Raw genomic sequence first — 20753 nt, 5'->3', positions numbered from 1 at the left:
CGCCGTTGAGATATACTGGGCGCTGGTTTCTTTTGCAAACAGGACTTTATGGAACGCTTTTTTGAAAATGCCATGTACGCCTCTCGCTGGATACTGGCCCCCGTCTATTTTGGCCTCTCGCTGGCACTTATCGCGCTGACGATTAAGTTCTTTCAGGAAATCTGGCATGTTCTGCCGAACATTTTTTCTATATCCGAAGCGGATTTGATTCTGGTACTGCTGTCGCTGGTGGATATGACCCTGGTGGGCGGGCTGCTGGTGATGGTGATGTTCTCCGGCTACGAGAATTTTGTCTCCCAGCTCGATATCGACGAGCGTAAAGAGAAGCTCAGCTGGCTGGGCAAAATGGATGCCTCGTCGCTGAAGAATAAAGTGGCCGCGTCGATTGTGGCGATCTCTTCTATCCACCTGCTACGCGTATTTATGGACGCGAAGAACGTGCCGGATAACAAACTGATGTGGTACGTCATTATCCATCTGACGTTTGTGCTGTCTGCGTTTGTGATGGGGTATCTGGATAAGATCAGTAAGAAGTAAAGTACATCTAATACCCCTCACCCCTCCCTCTCCCCAAAGGGGAGAGGGAGAAAAGCCGCACTGAGCAGTCCCCTCTCCCCTTTGCGGAGAGGGTTAGGGTGAGGGGGGAAGGCATCAGACCGCACTATTTATCCGACGACGCCTGCCACAGATTCAACTCCCCATCCGCAACATGCTGGTCAATCCGCTTGAGTTCGTCCTCCGTAAAGCGCAGGTTTTCCAGCGCCTGAACATTCTCTTCCAGCTGTTCCGGGCGGCTTGCGCCAATCAGCACGGACGTCACGCGCGTATCTTTCAGCAGCCAGCTTAGCGCCATCTGCGCCATCGTTTGTCCGCGCGCCTGCGCCATCTCATTCAGCAGGCGAAGGCTGCTCAGGTTGGCGTCGGTCAGCATCTTCTGCGTCAGGCCGCGCGCTTTATTCCCTTCGCGCTGCATGCGTGAACCTTCAGGAATACCGTTCAGGTATTTTCCGGTCAGCAGCCCCTGCGCCAGCGGGGTAAAGGCAATACAGCCCGTACCGTTTGCTTCCAGCGCATCCAGCAAGCCGGTCTTATCGACCCAGCGGTTAAGCAGGTTATAGGACGGCTGGTGGATCAGCAGCGGGATCTTCCACTCGCGCAGCAGCTCGGCCATTTTCTGCGTGCGATCGGTCGAGTAGGAGGAAATACCGACATACAGCGCTTTCCCACTCTGCACGGCGTGGGCCAGCGCGGAGGCTGTCTCTTCCATCGGCGTGTTTTCATCCACGCGGTGGGAGTAGAAAATATCCACGTAGTCGACGCCCAGACGCTGCAGGCTCTGGTCGAGGCTGGCGAGCAGATATTTGCGTGAACCGCCCGAACCGTACGGCCCCGGCCACATGTCGTAACCCGCCTTGGTGGAGATAATCAGCTCGTCGCGGTATGCGGCAAAGTCCTCACGCAGCAGGCGGCCGAAATTCTCCTCCGCGCTGCCCGGCGGCGGGCCATAGTTATTGGCGAGATCGAAATGGGTGATGCCGAGGTCGAAGGCTTTTCGCAGCAGCGCGCGCTGGGCGTCAAGAGGCTGGACGTGGCCGAAGCTATGCCACAGTCCCAGCGACAGCGCGGGCAGGCGCAGGCCACTTTTACCGCAATAACGATATTGCATACTCTCATAGCGGCCAGGGTAAGGGTGCCAGGACATGATGTCTCCTTTCTTATTGATGAATTTTTCGAAACAACGTTTTCATCTGAACTTACCACATCGCAAATGACATCCCTAAGCTCGGGCCTAATGATTAACGACTGCTGTGTGACCAGTGAAGCCACGCTAATTAAAAATGATCACAAAACGTTATAATTTCCCTTTTTCCTGCCGATAACGAGAGTAGTACTCGCCTCTGGGCGAACTCACCCTCACGGCAAGGAAGACTTATGAATATGCTCCGTAATTTCACGATCCGCTTCGTCATGCTGACGATTCTCGGGATCTTTTGTTTAATGTGGGCGGGTGTTGGCTTGTACAGCACCTGGTCCCTTTCTCGCGTTTCAGATGGCAACGAAGTCGATCGCCAGCTGGTTAAACAGATGACGGTACTCAGCCAGGGTAACGATCAATATTTCCGCTTTGTGACCCGTCTGAGCCGCGCAATGGAAGTCAAAGCCGCAGGCGGCACGCCGGATCTGTCCTCTGCCCAACAGGCGCTGGATAACATGGGCAAGAAACTGGCCGAGATGAAGGCGATCTCCCCAGGCCCGATGGATGAGCAGATCTCTTCCAGGGTGATTGGCACCTGGCAGGCGCTGCTTGAACAGGGCGTAACGCCGCAAATGCAGCAGGCGAAGCAGGGGGCTCTGGAGGGGTATCGCCAGCAGGCCAACAACGTCACGCCGCCGCTGAGCCGCGCGTTCGGCGCGGCCGCTGAGGAGTTCAACAATGCCGCCGCGAAGTCGCTCGACAGCACCCGCGTGGTGGTTGACGGTCTGACAAGCATGACCCGCACGGTGATTATCGTCGCCACGATTATCGGCCTGCTGATCCTGCTCTTCACCGACCGTTACCTGGTGGCGATGCTGGTCAAACCGCTGGCTCGCATTCGCCAGCAGTTCCGCCAGATTGCCCAGGGCGATCTCAGCCAGCCCATTGAGCCGTTCGGTCGTAACTGCGTGGGGCAACTGGTGCCGCTGCTGAGCGCTATGCAGGACAGCCTGCGCGAAGCGGTCAGCACGATTCGCTCCGGCAGTGAAAACATCTGGCGCGGCGCGACGGAAATCTCCAGCGGTAACAACGACCTCTCTTCCCGTACCGAAGAGCAGGCGGCTGCGCTGGAAGAGACGGCAGCCAGCATGGAACAGCTGACCGCCACGGTGAAACTGAACGCGGAAAGCGCGCGTCAGGCCAGCCAGCTGGCCGATGTGGCCTCAACAACCGCCAGCCGCGGCGGCTCGCTGGTGGAAGAGGTGGTGACCACCATGAGCGGTATTTCGGAAAGCTCGAAGAAAATTGCTGAAATCACCAACGTGATCAACAGCATTGCCTTCCAGACCAATATTCTGGCACTCAATGCGGCGGTTGAAGCGGCGCGCGCGGGTGAACAGGGGCGTGGTTTCGCGGTGGTGGCAGGCGAAGTGCGCAACCTGGCAAGCCGCAGCGCCAACGCGGCCAAAGAGATTGAAGGGCTGATTACCGATTCCGTTTCCCGCGTAGAGCAGGGGGCACAGCTGGTGAGCGACACCGGCACCACCATGGATGCGATTTTGCGCGACGTGACGGAAGTGACAACCATCATGAAGCAAATCGCTTCCGCCTCTGAGGAGCAAAGCAAGGGCATTTCGCAGGTCGGGATTGCCATTACCCAGATGGACGGCGTTACCCAGCAAAACGCCTCGCTGGTTGAAGAGGTTTCTGCCGCGGCGGCGGCGCTGGAGCGCCAAACCGAAGATCTTCAGCGCTCTGTGCAGAAGTTCCGCCTGACGGCATAACGCAGCGTATAAGGCCGCCTTGTGCGGCCTTGTATTATTAACGCCTTCCCCATTCAGCCCCTTCTGAAACTGCTATTCTTTTGCTAACCCCACTGACGTTCTGGGCTCTCTTCTTCGAGGTGTTGCTATGAACAGATCGTTATCTGTCATTCCTGTCCTTTCTTGCATTCTTCTGATGCTGTTCTCGGTTTCTGCCAGTGCGACCCAGCAGGCGCAGGAGCGGCGCGTGGCGCGTGATGTCAGGCAGGACACCCGCGACGCGTCGCGGCAGGTGAAGCAGACCTGCGTGGCGAACAATAACCAGAGCAATCACGACTGCCGTCAGGACAAGCGTCAGATGAAACAGTCCGGAAGACAAAAAGCGCGGGACATTAAGTATTAATGCAACAGGTGAGGCGGCATGCAGGCATGTCTCTTACCGCCATTTCCAGTAGTGTTTCAGTATGACGATCGTCATTGATGCTTCGCCCGGCTAGAACTTTAGGGCGTATTTTGACGTGCGTCCCACGCTGGTACGTTTAACCCTGCAGCTGCAATTCGGGAAATCGGATATCCCGTTGCGGATGCCACTTCCGCAATACGCTTAAATGAAGGGTTACCGTTTGGTGAAAGTGATTTATAGAGTGATTCGCGAGAAATGCCTGCACGTTTAGCAATGACGGTCATCCCGCCAGAGGCTTCAATCACATGTCGTAAAGCCAGCATGAACGCCTCATAGCCTCCGGGCTCGTCAATTTCAATAAAAGCCTGATGAAGATATACGGGCGCGAAATCCGGAGAATCTTTCAGGAGCTGTACCATTGCGTCATCATGAAGTACTGATTTAGCCATTCCGATTTCCTCTTATATCCTGCGCTTGTAGTCGTTGAGATACTCAACGGCCCTGTCAATATCTGCATTTTGCTTTTTTTTCGTTCCAGTCAATAGCACCAGACTCACTGCGCCATCTGCCGGATCGAAGACTTCGCTGAAATAGACGCGGTAACCTGGCCCCTGGTCAATCCTGAGTTCTGAAACGCTCTCTCTGCATGGCTTGCAATCACCATAGTTACCCGTAGACATTCTGGCGACACGTGTAGCAATCATGGCTTTAGCTATGGGATCTTTCACACTTCTCAGATATGCATCAAAAGGGTCGTACCCGTCTGCTGTGATGTAGTGTTTGACCTTAGCCATTATTGTAGCCTGTAGTTTACGATAAGCAACTGCATTGTAATCTTCAGGCTACGACAGGCAACTGTTCACAGGGTTGTGGCAGTGGGGAAGATGTGATTTCTGAAAGCGGATCGCAAAAATGTGAGACCTTGTGCGGAGGGATTACTGCATAACAACGAGGCCGGGCTCGCAGAGCGCTGCCCGGCTGTATTTATCAGTGCGTCGCTTCACCAATCAGCGCGCCCGTGCCCGCACCAACGGCTGCACCTTTCAGCACGCTCTTGCCGGTCACCGCCGCGGCACCTGCGCCCACGGCAGCACCTACCGCACCGCCTTTACGCGCGGCTTTACCTTTGCCGCCGTTTTTGAACATAGCACCCGTGCCTGCGCCAACAACGGCGCCGCCAACGGTCGATTTCAGATCTTTGCCAGTGGCCGCGCCAATCGCCGCGCCTGCTACCGCGCCAGCTGCAGTTTTATCGATGGCCATTCCCGAGGTGGAGAAAATGAGGGCGCTGATAACCAGCGTTGTTTTAATAAGTTTCATAACAGATCCTTTGTGACTGCTGTCGGTTGATACGTCATTTCTCACTCTCTGACGCGAGAAAAACGTCCAGATAGTGCCAGCAATACCGGTTCAACCTTTAAGCTAATCATGCCCTGGGCAAGGATCTCAGCTGCCGGGCGGGGATCCGCCCGGCGGAACATTACGCCTGACGCTTATCTTCCGTATTGGTCTCGAAGTCGCTCGCCGCATGGCGCTCGTGGAGCTGCTCGTTCAGCTCGCCGCTGGTGCGGTTAACGATGCGTCCGCGCTTAACGGCATGGCGATTCGCCACGTCTTTCGCCCAGCGCTGGACGTTGGTGTACTTCTCTGCATCCAGGAACTCGGCGGCGTTGTACACGCTGCCCAGCGCCACGCAGCCGAACCATGGCCAGATTGCCATATCCGCGATGGTGTACTCCTCACCCGCCACGTAGCGACCGCGCGCCAGCTGTTTATCCAGCACGTCGAACAGGCGTTTGGCTTCCATGGTAAAGCGGTCAATTGCGTACTCAATTTTTACCGGCGCGTAGTTGTAGAAGTGGCCAAAACCGCCGCCGAGGAACGGCGCCGCGCCCTGCAGCCAGAACAGCCAGTTCAGCGTCTCGGTGCGCCCCGCCGGATCTTTCGGCAGGAAGTGGCCGAATTTCTCTGCCAGGTAGAGCAGGATATTGCCGGATTCAAAGACACGGGTTGGCGGGTTCGTGGAGTGGTCACGCAGCGCCGGTATTTTCGAGTTCGGGTTCACCTCAACAAACCCGCTGGAGAACTGATCGCCCTCGCCGATGCGGATCAACCATGCGTCATACTCCGCGCCCGTCACGCCCAGCGCCAGCAGCTCTTCGAGCATGATCGTCACTTTCTGACCGTTCGGTGTCCCGAGAGAATAAAGCTGCAGCGGGTGGGAGCCCACGGGCAGATCTTTCTCATGGGTCGCGCCGGAAATCGGGCGGTTAATATTGGCGAACGCGCCGCCGCCGTTCTTTTTCCATTCCCACACTTTTGGTGGCTGATACGTGTTGTCTGACATGTTGGCCTGCCTTTTGAGTGATGTGTTGAGGCAGTGTAGCAGGAGATTTGTGAGGTGTTTAACGTTGCGAGCGCAATCAATTAACCGCTATTCCTTCTGGCGCTTATATATAACAAATCCGACATAAGCTTAATCGAAAATCGCATTTTCATAATTAATGCGTAAACCGATAAAGCTGAATATGATGCTTCAACATAAATAAAAGATGCAGTAATAAACACTTTATAAGGCAAGGAGTTAGTGAGATGCGCAAGCTTCTGTTATCGGCAGTGGTGGTTTCGCTCGCGTTAGCCCTGGCGGGCTGTGATGATGCGAAAAATAAAGAGACAAATACGCCCTCAGCGGCAAAAAACGACGCGCCAAAAGAGGGCGGTTCGCTAATTATTGGAATTACCTCCGGCGACCCGTTAGCCGTTAATCCGCTCTATGCCAGTGACCGTACGACGTTAACGATCATGCAGGCGCTCTATGCCCCGCTGTACAGCTTTAATAACGGCAACATTGAGTGGGGCCTGGCGGAAAGCCTGACGCCTTCCGCCGACAACCTGAGCTATACCCTGACGTTAAAACCCAACCTGAAATGGCAGGACGGCCAGCCGCTGACGGCGGATGACGTGGTCTTCACCTTCAACAAGCTGCTGGATGCCAAACAGCACAGCTTCTTCCGCAGCATGTTCACCTACGGCGACAAGCCTGTTGAGGTGAGTAAGGTTGACGACCGTACCGTTAAGTTCACCCTACCGCAGGTCAGCGCGGCCTTTACCGGCACCCTGGTACAGATCTACCCGATTCCGCAGCACGTGTTCGCCGGTGAAGGCGACCTTGAAAAGAGCAGCAAAAACGATGCGCCGGTAGGCTCCGGGCCGTTCAAATTCAAAGAGTATCGCGCCGGGCAGTATTACGCCCTGACCCGTTTTGACGATTACTGGAACGGCAAAGCGAAGCTTGATTCGGTCACCTACCGTTTCGCCAAAGACAGCAACGCCGCCAACCTTGCGCTGCAAAACGGGGAAATCAACCTCAAGATGGTTGACCCGCAGGATGTGAACCGCCTGAAAAATACCGGTAAGTTTGACTTCGTGGTCTATCCGGAAGGCCGTCTGGCCTATATGACGTTCAACCAGAACGTGCCGGTGATGAAGAGCAAAGCGCTGCGCCAGGCCATCGCGTATGCCATCAACAAGGACGAGCTCACTCAGACCGCGTTTACCTCGCTGGACTACGCTAAACCGGCGACCTCGTTCCTGACGCCAGATACGCTTTACAAGACGGATGACGTCGAGCAGTACAAGTTCGATCTGCAAAAAGCCAAAGACCTGCTGAAGACGTCCGGCGCGCCGGACAACCTCAAGCTGCGCCTGGCGTATGTGAACACCAACAAAACCCAGGAGAGCATGGCGCTCTACATTCAGCAGGCGCTGAAGGGCATTGGGGTGAACGTGGAGCTGATGCCGCTGGACTCCAACGCCATGTCTCAGCGCAGCCTCGATATGAACAACACCGCGTGGGAGCTAAACCTGGGCGGCTACATCATGGGCTCCGAGCCGGACGGTTACAAATCGCTGTTCATGAGCAACGAAGCCTATAACTACGCGCACTACAAAAATCCGCAGTTTGATGCCCTGTGGGATAAAGGCGCAGTGGAAACCGACGCCGCGAAACGGGCCGATATCTATAAGCAAATTCAGCAGACCGTGGCGAACGACATGACGTACTACCCGATCGCCTACACCAATGCGACCGTCGCGGTGGACAAGCGTTTTGGCGGCACCGAGGAAGCGGAGCCGAAACCGGTCTATCTGTTCCAGGATCTGTCAAAAATCTATCAGAAATAAGTGATTGCCCCGGCCGTCAGGTCGGGGCTTTTGAAAGGGCACGTCGTGAACACACTCCTCACGCGTCGGCTGCTGCAGCTGCTGCCGATGCTGTTTTTTATTTCACTGGTGGCGTTTCTGCTGGTCAAGCTCGCGCCTGGCGATCCGGTGGCGGCGTACATTACGCCGCGTATGGCCCCGGAAGACATCGAGCGTATTCGCCAGAGCCTGGGGCTGGATAAGCCGCTGGTCACGCAGTACGTCCTGTGGCTGAAAAACGTCCTGCAGGGCGATCTCGGCTATTCGCTGATTTATCACCGCCCAGTGCTGGAGATGATTGGCGAACGTATTCCGGCCACGCTGGGGCTGATGGGCGCGTCGCTGCTGATGGCGATCGTGCTGGCGATCCCGCTGGGGCTGCTGGCGGGGGCATTTAAGCACCGCTGGCTGGATTATCTGCTCAATTTATTCGCCTATATCGGCATTTCTGTTCCGATATTCTGGTTCGGCATCCTGCTCATCACCGTTTTTTCCGTGCAGCTTAACTGGTTCCCCAGCATGGGAATGCGCACCATCGGCATGGAGGATAACGGGCTGGATCTGCTGCGTCACGGCGTGCTGCCGTGTATTGCCCTCACGTTCTACAACCTCTCCAGCTACGTGCGCTACATCCGCTCCAACACCATCTCGCAGCTCTCGGCCGACTACGTGCAAACCCAGCTTGCCTACGGCGCGACGCGCTCCAGTATTCTGTTTCGGCACGTGCTGAAAAACGTGCTGCTGCCGGTGATTACCCTGTTCGGCCTGTCGTTCGGAGAGCTGATTGTGGGGGCCTATGTGACGGAAAGCGTCTTCTCCTGGCCGGGGATGGGGCTGCTCGGGATCCAGTCGATCGCCTCGCTGGATTACCCGCTGATTATGGCGATCATCATGCTCTCGTCGATGATGCTGATCGTCGGAAACCTGATCGCCGACGTGCTTTATCGCTTCGCCGATCCCCGCATTCGTACGCTGAGGTAACCCGGATGAGCAGACGCTGGCAGCAGGTTCGTCACCAGCTGCGCCGCAACCGTCCGGCGCAGTTCTCTCTGTTTGTGCTTTTTATTTTCGTTGTCGCCGCGCTCTGTGCCGGCTTAAGCCCGTACGACCCGGATCGGATGGCGCTCGGCGCGCGCACGTTGCCGCCGGATGCCGCGCACTGGTTTGGCACCGACGAATACGGCCGCGACTACTTCACCCGCGCGCTGTATGGCGGCCAGATCTCCCTGATGGTCGGTTTTCTCGCCATGCTCTTTTCCACGCTTATCGGCACGGTGGTGGGAACGGTGAGCGGCTATTTTGGCGGCTGGCTGGATAACCTGATGATGCGCGCCGTGGATATCCTGATGGCCATTCCGGCCTTCTTCCTGCTGCTGGTAGTGAATGCTTACCTCAAGCCGGGCGTGGATAACATCATTCTGATTATCAGCCTGCTGACGTGGATGAACATGTCGCGTCTGGTGCGTGCTGAAACCCTGTCGGTGAAAGAGCGCGAGTACGTGCTTTATGCCCGCGCGTCGGGAGAGCATCCGCTGCGCATCATCGTGCGCCACATCATTCCCGGCGTGCTGCCGACCATTATCGTGGCGGCCACGCTCAATATCGCCTCGGCCATTCTGATGGAGTCAACGCTCAGCTTCTTAGGGCTGGGCGTGCAGGCGCCAGCGGCGTCGTGGGGAAGCATGCTTAACAACGCCCAGTCTTATATTGGCGAAGCGTCGTGGCTGGCGATGTTCCCCGGCATTCTGATCCTGCTGACGGTGTTCAGCTTTAACGTGCTGGGCGATGTGTTCCGTACCGCCTTTGAGCCGGGAGCGAATCGCGATGAGTAACTTATTAGCGCTTGAGAACCTGCAAACCACGTTCCGCACCCGCGAGGGCGAGGTTCACGCGGTGCGCGGCGTGAGCTTTCAGGTTAAGCCGGGGGAAGTTGTCGGCATCGTCGGCGAATCGGGCTGCGGGAAAAGCGTCACCTGCAAGTCGATTATCCAGCTTCTGGGGAGCAACGGACGGATAACCGGCGGCAGCATCCGCTTCCAGAATGAGGATCTGGCGCAGAAAACGCCCGCGCAGATGCGCGCCATTCGCGGCAACGAGATCGCGATGATTTTTCAGGATCCGATGACCGCCCTGAACCCGGTGCTGACCATCGGCAAGCAGATGGCTGAGATCCTGATGCGCAACAAAGGGTTGACCAAAAAAGCGGCCAAAGCGGCGGCCATCGCCATGCTGGAAAAGGTGGGCATTGCCGGGGCGGAACGGCGATACGACCAGTTTCCTCACGAGTTCAGCGGCGGCATGCGCCAGCGGGTAATGATCGCCATTGCGCTCTCCTGCAACCCGAAGCTTCTTATTGCCGATGAACCGACCACCGCGCTGGACGTTACCATTCAGGCGCAGATCCTGCGCCTGCTGAAAAGTCTGCAACAGCAGACCCGGACCGCGATTTTGCTGATCACCCACGATCTCGGCGTGGTGGCGCAGGTCTGCAGCCGCGTGGTGGTGATGTACGGCGGGCTAGTGATGGAGGAGGGCAGCGTGGAGGACATTTTTTATCGCCCTGCGCATCCTTACACCCAGGGGCTGCTGGCCTCGCTGCCGCGCCCGGAGGAGGTGAATCAGCGTCTATCGCCTATTGAAGGTTCACCGCCCGGCCTGCTTAACCCGCCGCCGGGCTGTCCGTTCGCGGAGCGCTGTCCGAAGCGCATGCCCCAGTGTGAACGACAGCCTGCATTTTACGCCGCCGGAGAGGGCCATCGCGCCGCCTGCTGGCTATGGGCCGACAAGGAGATTCAGGCATGAATGAACAACAGGCGCCATTAGTGAGCGTGCGCGAGCTGCGCAAACACTATCCTCTCAACGGCGGTTTGCTGCGTAAAGGCGCGGCCGTGAAGGCGGTTGACGGCGTGAGCTTTGATATCCAGCCCGGCGAGACGTTTGGCCTGGTGGGGGAGTCCGGCTGCGGAAAATCCACCCTCGGGCGCGCCATCCTGCGCCTGTTCGATATCACCTCAGGCGAGATCCACTTCGCCGGGCAGGCGATTGCCCACGCCCGCGAAAAAGAACTCAAGCCGCTGCGTAAGCGGATGCAGGCGATTTTTCAGGATCCTTACTCCTCGCTCAACCCCGGTATGACGGTGCGACAGCTGGTGGCCGAGCCGATGCAGATCCACGGCTACAGCCGCGAAGAACAGCGGGAACGGACGGAAACGCTGCTCTACAGGGTGGGGCTGAAGCACGAGCACCTTGAACGGTTCCCGCATGAGTTCAGCGGCGGGCAGCGTCAGCGCATCAGTATTGCCCGCGCGTTGTCCGTGCATCCTGAATTCGTGCTGTGCGATGAGCCGCTCTCGGCGCTGGACGTCTCGGTGCAGGCACAGGTGGTGAATATTCTGCAGGATCTGCAGCAGGAGCTGGGGCTAACCTATCTGTTCATCGCCCACGATCTGTCCATGGTGCGGCATATCTCCAGCCGCATTGGGGTGATGTATCTTGGCAAACTGGTGGAGGTGGCCCCGGCGAATGAACTGTATCAGCGTCCGGCGCACCCTTACACCCGCGCGCTGCTGGCGGCGGTTCCCCAGCCCGATCCGCGCATCCGCAACCTCGAAGACGCCACCCTGCGCGGCGACGTTCCAGGCCCCACGTCCGCGCTGCCGGGCTGTAAGTTCTGCAGCCGCTGCCCGCACGCCATGCCGGTGTGCCAGACGCAGGAGCCTGCCATGCAGGAGATCGCGCCAGGGCATTTCGCGGCGTGCTGGCTGTTTAACATGTAGTTAATGCGCTGCGCGGGTGTATGATAAATGTCCCTCTGTCAGGTTAATTACAACGTGCAGACGACGACAACCCATAAAAAATTGCCGGCTGCCTGTTTTAGGTTGGATACATGCATAAAGGAAAGTTAAGCAGTGATGCGCCATTCGGGACATTGTTAGGCTATGCGCCCGGTGGCGTGGCGATTTACTCTTCAAATTACGGCAGTCTGGACCCTCGAAGCTACCCGCAGGACGCAGATTTTCGCAGCTATATCGGCAACGAATACATGGGCCACAAGTGGCAGTGCGTTGAGTTTGCCCGCCGTTTCCTGTTTCTCAACTATGGCTTTGTGTTTACCGACGTCGGCATGGCGTGGGAAATCTTCTCCCTGCGCTTTTTGCGTCAGGTGGTGAACGATAACATTCTGCCCCTTCAGGCCTTTGCCAATGGTTCGAAACGCGCGCCGCGCGCCGGAGCGCTGCTGATCTGGCAAAAGGGCGGCGAATTTCACGAAACCGGCCACGTGGCGGTGATCACCCAGCTTCTCGACGATAGGGTGCGTATTGCGGAGCAGAACGTCATTCACTCCCCGCTGCCGCTCGGGCAGCAGTGGACGCGCGAGCTGCGTCTGAGCGTGGAGAACGGGTGTTATACCATCCATGACACCTTCAACGACACGGAGATCCTCGGCTGGATGATCCAGACCGACGACGCGGAACACAGCATTCCCCAGCCGGAAATCGACGGCGAACTGCTGAAAATCAGCGGCGCGCGGCTGAAAAACAAACGTCAGTTCGACGGAAAATGGCTTAACGAAAATGACGCGCTACAGCAGGCGTATATCCGCGCCAACGGCCATGTGATCAACAAAGATCCCTGCCAGTACTTCACCATTACCGAAAGCGCCGAGCAGGAGCTGATCAAGGCCACCAACGAACTGCACCTGATGTACCTGCACGCGACGGACAAGGTGCTGAAAGACGACAGCCTGCTGGCGCTTTTCGACATCCCGAAAATCCTCTGGCCGCGCCTGCGCCTCTCCTGGCAGTGGCGTCGCCACCATATGATCACCGGTCGTATGGATTTCTGCATGGATGAGCGCGGCATTAAGGTTTATGAGTACAACGCTGACTCCGCCTCCTGCCATACCGAGGGCGGGCTGATTCTCGAAGAGTGGGTGAAAAACGGCTATCGCGGCAACGGGCATAACCCGGCGGAAGGGCTGCTGGAAGAGCTGACCGGGGCATGGAAGCACAGCCACGCGCGGCCGTTCGTCCACATCATGCAGGACAACGATGTCGAAGAGGACTATCACGCGCTCTTTATTCAGCGTTCGCTGATGCAGGCCGGGTTCGAGACCAAAATCCTGCACGGGCTGGAGGCGCTCAGCTGGGATGCCGCCGGACAGCTGATCGACGACGAAGGCCGCCACGTCAACTGCGTGTGGAAAACCTGGGCGTGGGAAACGGCGATTGAGCAGATCCGCGAGGTCAGCGAAACCGAATATGCCGCCGTGCCGATCCGCACCGGGCATCCCGAGGGCGAGGTGCGCCTGATTGACGTCCTGCTGCGCCCGGAAGTGCTGGTCTTCGAACCGCTGTGGACCGTTATTCCCGGCAACAAGGCGATTCTCCCGGTACTGTGGCAGCTGTTCCCGAACCACCGTTACCTGCTCGACACCGATTTTGAGGTTAACGATCTGCTGAAGCAGACCGGCTATGCCGTGAAGCCGATTGCCGGACGCTGCGGCAGCAATATCGATCTCATCAGCGCTCAGGACGAACTGCTGGATAAATCCAGCGGCAAGTTTGTTGACCGCAAGAATATCTACCAGCAGCTGTGGTGCCTGCCGAAGGTCGACGGCAAGTACATACAGGTCTGCACCTTCACCGTGGGCGGGAACTACGGCGGAACCTGTTTGCGCGGCGATGACTCGCTGGTGGTGAAGAAAGAGAGCGATATCGAGCCGTTGATTGTGGTGAAGGACTCGCTATAAAAATCTCTCCGCTGGGTTGAGGGTTGCCTAAAAATATTGCCTGCACGGACGGCCCCCTCTCCCTTGAGGGAGAGGGCTGGGGTGAGGGGGAACATACGGCTCAGGTCACGTTATGTTCCTTGCTACAAAATACTGTGGTTCCCTCAGCCCGCAGGGTCTCCTGCGGGGGCTTTACGTTACTGCTCTTCCTCTTCCTGCTGCTCGCTGATCTTCAGATCGATGATGCGGCCAATCTGATCGTGATACACCGTCAGCAGGTTGTACTGGCTCATCTCGGAGATGATCTGCGGTGAAACATTAAAGCTGCGGGCCAGCTCTTCCTGGTGAAAATAGCCTGGCTGACGCCGCCTCACATGGGCGCGGCGGCGGTTGTACTGATACCACAAAATCAGCAGCCAGCCGTTGAGCGCGGCGAACAGCAGGTAGAGCAACACCGTATTAAAGGACGCAATAATCACGCTCCAGCGGTGGTCGCTCTCATCGGTTAGCTGCATCCACAGCCGGGCATACAGGAAAAACAGAAATCCTCCCCATGCCACCAGCGTCAGCGCGGCATCGAAAAGACGCGGCAAGAGCCGATGCTCGGTCAAAATTAAGGTATTTTCGTTCATTAAATGCTCCCTTTTCCCCGGTCCGGACTGATCCAGCGCGCGCGGGCGCGCTGGCGTTTAAGCATGACTTTTGGAAATGCGACGAGGGTGGTGAACAGGCCAATCATCCAGTACACCATCGGGAACCAGATCACCCAGAAAAGCGAGCTGGCCACTTTTCGTTCGTACCGCCGCTCGATGTACAAGCTGACCAGGAACTGCAGCAGGCACATCACGCCCAGCAGCAGCCCGGTAAACTCCGGTGGAAAAAGGCTCTCCACGGTCAGCCTGGCGGGAACAGGCGCGACATGGCTGAGGAGGAACAGCAGCACCGTCATCGCATATGCGAAGGCCCACAGCGTTGACAGGGCGTACTCCAGAAACAGCGGCCACATGCGGTGATGCTCCCAGCGCACAATCCTGCGCAGGTTGACCAGAAACACCTCCGCGCCCCCCTGGGCCCAGCGCAGGCGCTGTTTCCACAGGCCCCTCAGCGTCTCCGGCATCAGGATCCAGCACAGCGCCCGCGGCTCAAAAAAGATATCCCAGTGGCGCAGCTGAAGCTTCCAGCTGATGTCAATGTCTTCGGTGATCATGTCCGGGCTCCAGTACCCGACGTCTGCCAGCGCCTGTCGGCGAAATGCGGCGATGACGCCGGAGACGGTAAAGACCCGGCCATAGATCCGCTGCGTCCGCTTGATGAGCCCAATGATGGATGAGAACTCGCCCACCTGAATGCGGCCAATCAGCGTGGAGCGCGTGCGAATGCGCGGATTGCCGGTAACCGCCCCGACGTGGGGGTACTGAATCAGCGGGGCCACCAGATAAGCGGCGGTATCGCGGTCAAGCAGGGCGTCGCCGTCAATGCAGACCAGCAGATCGCCCCGGGCCGCCGCCGCCCCGGCCTTGAGCGCCAGCGCTTTCCCCTGGTTTGCCGCGAGGTTAATCACCCGCAGGCGCGGCTGTTCCAGCGCCAGCTCCTGCAGCACCTGCGCGGTGTTGTCAGAAGATCCGTCGTTGATGGCAATAACTTCTATATTTTCATACCGCTGATCCAGCGCGGCGCTGATGGTCTCCAGGGCATTTCGTCCCTCGTTGAAGCAGGGGATAAGAATGGAGATGAGCGGCTCACCCGCGAGCGTCGGGGCGGGCGTGTCTTTATCCCACGACCAGTGGCGTTCAAGCTGATACCAGAAATAGAGGCCGCCGGTTATCCAGAGCACCGACATGAACAGCGGCCAGAAGAACACAAAATCCAGAATCAGTTCGCCGGTAAAGAGGGCGGCCACGCCTAACGGCAACCCGAATACCAGACATAAAATAGAGAAGGCGATAATGCGATCAGTCATTGTCAGGGTACCAGTACGAAGAAAATTCAGGCCTGATGCGCGAGATATCAGGTTGGTTGTTGAGGAAGTCGTCGGGGTAGTAACCGTAGTTTTTGACGCCGTTCAGCTGGAGCACGCGCATCCACTGCGCAAGCTGGCTATCGGCAACGGCGCGCTGCGGTTTCTGGTCCCAGTCCCTGGCCTGCAGCTCGAAAATCGTTTTATCGAGCGCGCCGGGGCGTGCGGCGACCGCTTTAACCAGACGCGTCAGCCAGACATCGCTCTCGTCTGCCGGGACGGACTCCATCAGCGGCATGGCCATCGGTACCGTCCAGTCATACTCCGCCAGAAAATCATCAAGATTCTGCGCGAACCACGCTTCGCTTTCGGGCTGCAGAATGGGTAAGGCGAACATATTGCGGGCGGTTTTTATCTGCGGGCCACGGATATGCTTCACCGCCAGGCTCAGGGCGTGGGTAAACCCGATAAGCGTCTGGCTTTTCTGACGCGTGGTGTTCTGACCGGCATCGTCCACGTCCGTCAGCGCCGCATCATCATGGAACAAAATCCCGTTGAAGCTGGCATAGCGGGCCAGATCTTCATAGATGTCCGTCACCTGCTGGCGCACCTGCGGGTCCCACGGGGAGAGCCGGATATAGGGCTCGGTGGCTTCGCGCAGCTTGCCGGTTTGACGATCCCGGCGCTGCACGCGCGGCAGGGAAGGATTGAGATCGAACGAGAGCACCGGCATCCACGCGAAGACTTTCACGCCCGCGCGGGTTTGCAGCTGCCAGGAGACAAAATTAAAAAGATCTGCCCGGACCGGCAGACGACGGTTGGGGAAATAGAGCGCCTTGATCCTGCCGTCGCCCTGCGGGTCGGCAAACGCCTGCAGGAAAACATGGCTGATCTTCATGTCATAGACCCGCTGGATCAGCCTGTTGATGTTTTGGGTCTGCTGGGCAGGATCGGGATCGTAAACGTAGTCGAGATCGACGTGCATGACGCGCACGGGATCGCGCTCCTGAACCTGACTGACCGTGCTGGCAAACGCCTTGAGCGAGGGATTTCCGGCGATCAGCAGGCGAGGGATGTTGCCCAGATCCTGCACGTTCCCCAGCCCGTCCTCAAGGGTGAAGGCCAGCCGGTAACCCTGCTGTCTGGCGATAGCGAGCGACGTACCGCTGGCGGCGCCGTAGGGCCAGACCCAGGCGCGCGGCGCTTTGCCCGTCACCTGCGTGATTTTTTCAGTCACTTTACGAACGTCATCGCCGATCCGCTGGCTGAACTGCTGGTCGGTTTCATAGCGGCCCGTGGCTTTATCATAAAAGCGGTTGGCGATGGCCGGCTCGCGGCTGCCCTGCGGGTTGGCCGGAATACCGTAATGCGAGGCCCAGGTGTGCGATCCGATCTCAATCAGCGGGGACCGGCTGAGCTCGCGCACCATGTCCCACGTCGCGAAGCGATCCCGGGGCGTCATCAGGCCGCCGAAGTTAACTTTTTGATTTGCCGGCGTGTCCACCCAGCTGCCCACCGGCGCCCACAGCGCAGGAACGTTCCATGCCTGAAGCAGCGGCCAGACGCGGGTGTAAAAGCTGCTGTAGCCGTCGTCAAAGCTGAGCAGAACGGCTTTTGGCGGCAGCGTTTTTTTCCCGTCATGCGCGTCAAGAATGTCCTGCACGCTGATGGCGTGATAGCCGTTGTGCAGAAGCCAGCTTATCTGCTCGTTTAACGCGCTGGTGCGAACGGAGAGATAGCGTTGATCGGCGGCATCGTCTTCAACGTCGTGGTAGGCCAGGACCAGAAACTGGTTCTCCGGCCAGGGTTTACTCGCCTCCAGCTGCGGCCGATCTTTGGGCGCAATGAACGAGATCGCCTGCGCGCAGACGCTCGCGCTGAGGCAGAGCCAGCCGAGGAGTATCAGGCTCACGGAAAAACGTGTGTTCAGCATATTCATCCTTAAAAGCGTAAAGTCGCGTCAAACGTGACGGAGAGATTGCTCTCGCGTTTGCCGTCGTAAGGGCGTTTATCCCAGTTCATCATCACGCCGGTATCAATGACGTTGTTCCACTGGACGCGCTGTCCGTAACCCAGCAGGGCGATGGCGCCAGCGGACTGATTTTTCTGCCAGTAGCTGCCGCCTCCCGCCACAAACTGCTGGCTCCAGAGGGTGTCGTAATGGCGGACCATCTCATGGTCAACTGCCAGGGCAGCCGTCACGGACAGATCCCGCGCCGGGTTGTAGTAGAGCGTGTCGCGCAGGCTGTTTTTACTGGCGGCGATCCCCGGTTCGAGATCCAGCGTCAGGGACGGGGTCTGCCAGAGACGCTCCTTGCCCGTGAGGGTGTATTCCTGGCGACGGTTATGGTCGGAGAAGCGGCTGAGGGCGGCGCTGAACTGGTACTCACGCCGCTCGTTTTGATACCAGCGCACCCCGCCTTCACCCCGGTTGGCGCTAATTCCGTTGCGTAACGCCCGAAGGGGCGTGGTGCGCGACAGGCGTTCAAGGCTGCCGCTGACCTGCCAGCTATCAGTCACAAAGTATGTTGTTGCGAGGCGAGCGCCCGGCTTGTTTTCGCCGTGATAGCGGTTGCTGGAAAGCTCGGCTTCGAGCTGGAGGTCGCGTGGTCGCCACTCGACGCCGCCCAAAAGGTGACGGCTGGTGCCTTTGCCCTCATCGAAATTACTCTGCGCGTAGCGGGTGCCTGCAAACAGCCGCCAGCTGTCCGCTACGGGTGGGCCATAGAGCGTGGCGTCCCAGCTCAGGTCGTGTGTCCCGCTGACGGGGCTATCGGAGTGCAAACCCTTGCTCGCGTTGAGGCGCAGTTCGGACATGTGGTGGACCGTTCTGAGCCTGTCGAGACGCCTGGCGCTGCGGTCGGCGGGCGCGCGAGCCAGCACGTCGTCGGCCAGTAAATCCATCTGTCGCCACTCCTGCAGATCCATCGCGACGTAAGCCTGCTGTTGCTCTAGCTCTGTGTTGGACGGCTCCAGCGCCTCCGCTTTTTTCAGCTTTTGCTCGGCCGCGCGCGGCAGGCCCCGCGCCTGAAGCAGGGTGGCGTAGTCAATCTGTAATCCCTGATTGCCCGGCGCCGTTGTCGCCAGACGGTGCGCCAGCTTTTCGGCTTCCGGCAGGGCATTCGTCGCCAGCAAATAGTTAAAGCGGAGCGACTGTCCGGTAAGCCATCGGTCGTTCGGCTGAGGGGTTGGGGAGCCGAAATCGTAGCGGGTCCATGGGACGTTGTGGGTCTGGCGCTCTACGTACTGGCGGGCGGACTGATACTGTCCCGTATCCAGCCAGGCGTAGAAAAGCGCGTGCTCCTCGTCCTGCGGGTCGGAAGCGTATTGCGGATAGCGTTGCAGAAGCGAGAAGGCGGCGGCAGCGTTTTGCTCCTGCAGATACGCGGAGATGACCCAGCCGATTGCCCAGTCCGGCACCGGATGCTGGGCTGCCGTAAGATCCTGATATTCGCTAATCACCCGTGGGTAATCAGCATGGGCGTACAGCGCGCCAAGCCTGTCGATACGAGCAAGGACGACGTCTTCCGCCGCCTGTGGCTCTTTTTGCCAGCGAGCAAGCAGAGCGTCGTAACGATTCAGCGCGGTTTGCGCAAGCTGCAGGCGCTCCTTTTCTGTTCTGCCAGGCACATCGGCAAGGCGAACCCGTTCTGCAGCGGCATTACGCTCAAGACGGCGACGCTCCGCGGGGGACAGCGTTACGCTTTGTGAAAGCTGGAGCGCGGGGGTGTTCACCCGGCTATCCGTTAGCGCGTCGATCAGCTCGCTGAGGAGCGCTTTATTCTCAGGTGCGACATTCAGCGCGCGGGTGTCTGCCAGAAGCCGATCCCAGCTTTTTCCCTGGCGTAACCAGACATACGAGAGCGTCTGGAGATGCGCCTGAGAGGGATTTTCCGCTACCAGCCGTCGGGCTTCCTGCAGGGCAAGCGTATCCATGCGGGCATCGGCCAGGGTTTTGATATAGCCGATACGATAATCATCGTTATCCGGCGCAAGGCTATGCGCCTCTTTCCAGAGCGCCAGGGCCGGCTGCCACGTTTTTTGATTTCGCCTGGACTGCGCGACGGCAGCAACGCCGCGGGCGGGCAGCGGCATATAAATGCCGTAACGCTGCCAGACCTGAATAACCTCGTTATCATGACCCGCCCAGGCTGCAACCTGTAACCAGTCCGCAACTTGTTCAGGCGTCAGGGCATGCTGCTGCTGATAACGCTGAAGATAATCGAGAAACGGCGTGTAATTACCGTTACGCGCCTGTTGAATCTGTTGCTCATAAACGGATTCAGTCGCCTGAGCCAGAACAGGAAAGAGGAATAACAGAAACAATAATGTTGGGGTGCGATAAAAGAATAACGTATTGAAGCGAAGTGAACTTTCCATATCTATTTGCCATTTGTTTATCATGAATCCATTGCATAACACGGCCGCCTTTAAACTCAGGGTTAAAGGCCATAAATGAGAACATTAAATCTGAATGCAGTGATGTTACGGGGTACTTACCTAAAGGTAATTATGGATCCTTATCTTAGTGGACTGGGTGAAAGCTAATGTACACCTGATATGTTGCCGGATAAATATGTTGAAAAGCCGGTGTGTCGTTTTGAGATAATTCTGGATTGAGCGCTTTGTGACGTTTTTATTGAATTAGGTGTTTATTTTTAACTCATTGAAATTACTGTGTTTTATTTTTATTGTGACAGCATTGTATATATTTTTAATGGGGTTTGCCTGCCTCAATTAAAGTACTTTCTGGTGCATGTTTGGGAAGTTTCATGACAAAAACTCTTAATGTTTAGAGAAGTGACTTTTCTGCGATTGTTTTTTATTTATAATTAATGGCAGCCATTGAATGATAGTCTACAGGAAGTCTTACCCATCAATGTCTGTATTGAAGGATGTCCAAAGCCAGATTACATTTATCGTTAATATAACAGCGCTATAAAACGAAGGCGGCCTTCTTTGCGAGGGATCGTGCTTGCTTTAATCTAAAAGGGATGGTTAGT

Annotated in this window: 18 protein-coding genes; 9 read left to right on the top strand and 9 right to left on the bottom strand. The window is 57.5% G+C overall.

All coding sequences use genetic code 11. The features are described 5' to 3' along the window. Positions 1 to 48 precede the first annotated feature (48 nt). On the top strand, positions 49 to 537 hold the full coding sequence (locus tag ACOTZC_RS10650) for a TIGR00645 family protein (protein WP_248162689.1): 489 nt from the start codon (positions 49 to 51) through the stop codon (positions 535 to 537). Between the two features lie 124 nt (positions 538 to 661). On the opposite strand, the gene ACOTZC_RS10645 is transcribed toward ACOTZC_RS10650, so the two are convergent. Continuing rightward, positions 662 to 1702, bottom strand: a complete 1041-nt coding sequence (locus ACOTZC_RS10645; protein WP_045356042.1) for an aldo/keto reductase — start codon at positions 1700 to 1702, stop codon at positions 662 to 664. Between the two features lie 230 nt (positions 1703 to 1932). On the opposite strand from ACOTZC_RS10645, the gene ACOTZC_RS10640 reads away from it, so the two are divergent. Next, entirely contained in the window at positions 1933 to 3480 is a 1548-nt protein-coding gene (locus ACOTZC_RS10640; protein ID WP_421635760.1) for a methyl-accepting chemotaxis protein, read from the top strand. 127 nt (positions 3481 to 3607) lie between these two features. Beyond that, positions 3608 to 3862 carry a hypothetical protein gene (locus ACOTZC_RS10635; RefSeq protein ID WP_333033080.1) on the top strand — a complete coding sequence of 85 codons (255 nt, stop codon included), beginning with the start codon at positions 3608 to 3610 and terminating at the stop codon, positions 3860 to 3862. Positions 3863 to 3960: 98 nt separating this feature from the next. Here the strand turns inward: ACOTZC_RS10635 and ACOTZC_RS10630 are convergent, their stop codons facing one another. The 4 genes from ACOTZC_RS10630 to yghU form a co-directional block, all read right to left on the bottom strand. Then, positions 3961 to 4311, bottom strand: coding sequence for a DNA-binding protein (locus tag ACOTZC_RS10630; protein ID WP_045403969.1), 351 nt, complete (start codon positions 4309 to 4311; stop codon positions 3961 to 3963). 12 nt (positions 4312 to 4323) lie between these two features. Next, positions 4324 to 4656 carry a type II toxin-antitoxin system RelE/ParE family toxin gene (locus ACOTZC_RS10625; protein ID WP_033146641.1) on the bottom strand — a complete coding sequence of 111 codons (333 nt, stop codon included), beginning with the start codon at positions 4654 to 4656 and terminating at the stop codon, positions 4324 to 4326. Between the two features lie 193 nt (positions 4657 to 4849). After that, a complete protein-coding gene (locus ACOTZC_RS10620) occupies positions 4850 to 5182 on the bottom strand; it encodes a hypothetical protein (RefSeq protein ID WP_029740720.1) in 333 nt (110 codons plus the stop codon). Positions 5183 to 5342: 160 nt separating this feature from the next. Further along, entirely contained in the window at positions 5343 to 6209 is an 867-nt protein-coding gene (gene yghU / locus ACOTZC_RS10615; RefSeq protein ID WP_045403966.1) for a glutathione-dependent disulfide-bond oxidoreductase, read from the bottom strand. A 245-nt stretch (positions 6210 to 6454) separates the two neighbouring features. Between yghU and ACOTZC_RS10610 the strand changes: the two genes are divergently transcribed. The 6 genes from ACOTZC_RS10610 (at position 6455) to gss (ending at position 13814) form a co-directional block, all read left to right on the top strand. Then, positions 6455 to 8044 carry an ABC transporter substrate-binding protein gene (locus tag ACOTZC_RS10610; protein WP_126303089.1) on the top strand — a complete coding sequence of 530 codons (1590 nt, stop codon included), beginning with the start codon at positions 6455 to 6457 and terminating at the stop codon, positions 8042 to 8044. A 45-nt stretch (positions 8045 to 8089) separates the two neighbouring features. Further along, on the top strand, positions 8090 to 9043 hold the full coding sequence (locus ACOTZC_RS10605) for an ABC transporter permease (RefSeq protein ID WP_080337259.1): 954 nt from the start codon (positions 8090 to 8092) through the stop codon (positions 9041 to 9043). Positions 9044 to 9048: 5 nt separating this feature from the next. Beyond that, positions 9049 to 9894: an ABC transporter permease gene (locus ACOTZC_RS10600; protein WP_023294546.1), complete on the top strand. Its 846-nt coding sequence runs from the start codon at positions 9049 to 9051 to the stop codon at positions 9892 to 9894. Continuing rightward, entirely contained in the window at positions 9887 to 10864 is a 978-nt protein-coding gene (locus ACOTZC_RS10595; RefSeq protein WP_047173590.1) for an ABC transporter ATP-binding protein, read from the top strand. Before ACOTZC_RS10600 ends, ACOTZC_RS10595 begins: the two co-directional genes overlap by 8 nt. Beyond that, the gene (locus tag ACOTZC_RS10590) at positions 10861 to 11838 is read left to right on the top strand and encodes an ABC transporter ATP-binding protein (protein WP_045403957.1); all 978 of its coding nucleotides are present in this window, start codon (positions 10861 to 10863) and stop codon (positions 11836 to 11838) included. The genes ACOTZC_RS10595 and ACOTZC_RS10590 overlap by 4 nt, the downstream gene beginning before the upstream one ends. Positions 11839 to 11948: 110 nt before the next feature. Next, the gene (gss, locus tag ACOTZC_RS10585; protein WP_163354178.1) at positions 11949 to 13814 is read left to right on the top strand and encodes a bifunctional glutathionylspermidine amidase/synthase; all 1866 of its coding nucleotides are present in this window, start codon (positions 11949 to 11951) and stop codon (positions 13812 to 13814) included. A 176-nt stretch (positions 13815 to 13990) separates the two neighbouring features. On the opposite strand, the gene pgaD is transcribed toward gss, so the two are convergent. Genes pgaD through pgaA form a run of 4 tightly spaced genes read right to left on the bottom strand, consistent with a single transcriptional unit; the run spans position 13991 to position 20130 of the window. Further along, positions 13991 to 14425 (bottom strand): poly-beta-1,6-N-acetyl-D-glucosamine biosynthesis protein PgaD, encoded by a 435-nt coding sequence (pgaD, locus tag ACOTZC_RS10580; protein WP_023309156.1) that lies wholly within the window; start codon positions 14423 to 14425, stop codon positions 13991 to 13993. Further along, positions 14425 to 15753: a poly-beta-1,6-N-acetyl-D-glucosamine synthase gene (gene pgaC, locus ACOTZC_RS10575; RefSeq protein WP_421635759.1), complete on the bottom strand. Its 1329-nt coding sequence runs from the start codon at positions 15751 to 15753 to the stop codon at positions 14425 to 14427. Before pgaC ends, pgaD begins: the two co-directional genes overlap by 1 nt. Continuing rightward, positions 15746 to 17683, bottom strand: coding sequence for a poly-beta-1,6-N-acetyl-D-glucosamine N-deacetylase PgaB (gene pgaB / locus ACOTZC_RS10570; RefSeq protein WP_064791152.1), 1938 nt, complete (start codon positions 17681 to 17683; stop codon positions 15746 to 15748). The genes pgaC and pgaB overlap by 8 nt, the downstream gene beginning before the upstream one ends. 8 nt (positions 17684 to 17691) lie before the next feature. Continuing rightward, positions 17692 to 20130: a poly-beta-1,6 N-acetyl-D-glucosamine export porin PgaA gene (gene pgaA / locus ACOTZC_RS10565; protein ID WP_348595185.1), complete on the bottom strand. Its 2439-nt coding sequence runs from the start codon at positions 20128 to 20130 to the stop codon at positions 17692 to 17694. Positions 20131 to 20753 lie beyond the last annotated feature (623 nt).

The sequence above is a fragment of the Enterobacter cloacae complex sp. SHL009 genome (assembly GCF_049237205.1).
In the GTDB taxonomy this organism is placed as follows: Bacteria; Pseudomonadota; Gammaproteobacteria; order Enterobacterales; family Enterobacteriaceae; genus Enterobacter; species Enterobacter cloacae_M.
The sequence above is the reverse complement of the archived record's forward strand: the minus strand, read 5'-3'. Positions and strand labels throughout refer to the sequence as shown.

What these genes read in the sequence shown, in the direction of transcription:
- ACOTZC_RS10625 (WP_033146641.1), bottom strand. Translation starts at nt 4,656, where the DNA reads ATGGCTAAGGTCAAACACTACATCACAGCAGACGGGTACGACCCTTTT.
- pgaD (WP_023309156.1), bottom strand. Translation starts at nt 14,425, where the DNA reads ATGAACGAAAATACCTTAATTTTGACCGAGCATCGGCTCTTGCCGCGT.
- pgaC (WP_421635759.1), bottom strand. Translation starts at nt 15,753, where the DNA reads ATGACTGATCGCATTATCGCCTTCTCTATTTTATGTCTGGTATTCGGG.
- ACOTZC_RS10610 (WP_126303089.1), top strand. Translation starts at nt 6,455, where the DNA reads ATGCGCAAGCTTCTGTTATCGGCAGTGGTGGTTTCGCTCGCGTTAGCC.
- pgaB (WP_064791152.1), bottom strand. Translation starts at nt 17,683, where the DNA reads ATGCTGAACACACGTTTTTCCGTGAGCCTGATACTCCTCGGCTGGCTC.
- gss (WP_163354178.1), top strand. Translation starts at nt 11,949, where the DNA reads ATGCATAAAGGAAAGTTAAGCAGTGATGCGCCATTCGGGACATTGTTA.
- yghU (WP_045403966.1), bottom strand. Translation starts at nt 6,209, where the DNA reads ATGTCAGACAACACGTATCAGCCACCAAAAGTGTGGGAATGGAAAAAG.
- ACOTZC_RS10595 (WP_047173590.1), top strand. Translation starts at nt 9,887, where the DNA reads ATGAGTAACTTATTAGCGCTTGAGAACCTGCAAACCACGTTCCGCACC.
- ACOTZC_RS10635 (WP_333033080.1), top strand. Translation starts at nt 3,608, where the DNA reads ATGAACAGATCGTTATCTGTCATTCCTGTCCTTTCTTGCATTCTTCTG.
- ACOTZC_RS10645 (WP_045356042.1), bottom strand. Translation starts at nt 1,702, where the DNA reads ATGTCCTGGCACCCTTACCCTGGCCGCTATGAGAGTATGCAATATCGT.
- ACOTZC_RS10620 (WP_029740720.1), bottom strand. Translation starts at nt 5,182, where the DNA reads ATGAAACTTATTAAAACAACGCTGGTTATCAGCGCCCTCATTTTCTCC.
- ACOTZC_RS10600 (WP_023294546.1), top strand. Translation starts at nt 9,049, where the DNA reads ATGAGCAGACGCTGGCAGCAGGTTCGTCACCAGCTGCGCCGCAACCGT.
- ACOTZC_RS10590 (WP_045403957.1), top strand. Translation starts at nt 10,861, where the DNA reads ATGAATGAACAACAGGCGCCATTAGTGAGCGTGCGCGAGCTGCGCAAA.
- ACOTZC_RS10630 (WP_045403969.1), bottom strand. Translation starts at nt 4,311, where the DNA reads ATGGCTAAATCAGTACTTCATGATGACGCAATGGTACAGCTCCTGAAA.
- pgaA (WP_348595185.1), bottom strand. Translation starts at nt 20,130, where the DNA reads ATGGAAAGTTCACTTCGCTTCAATACGTTATTCTTTTATCGCACCCCA.
- ACOTZC_RS10650 (WP_248162689.1), top strand. Translation starts at nt 49, where the DNA reads ATGGAACGCTTTTTTGAAAATGCCATGTACGCCTCTCGCTGGATACTG.
- ACOTZC_RS10640 (WP_421635760.1), top strand. Translation starts at nt 1,933, where the DNA reads ATGAATATGCTCCGTAATTTCACGATCCGCTTCGTCATGCTGACGATT.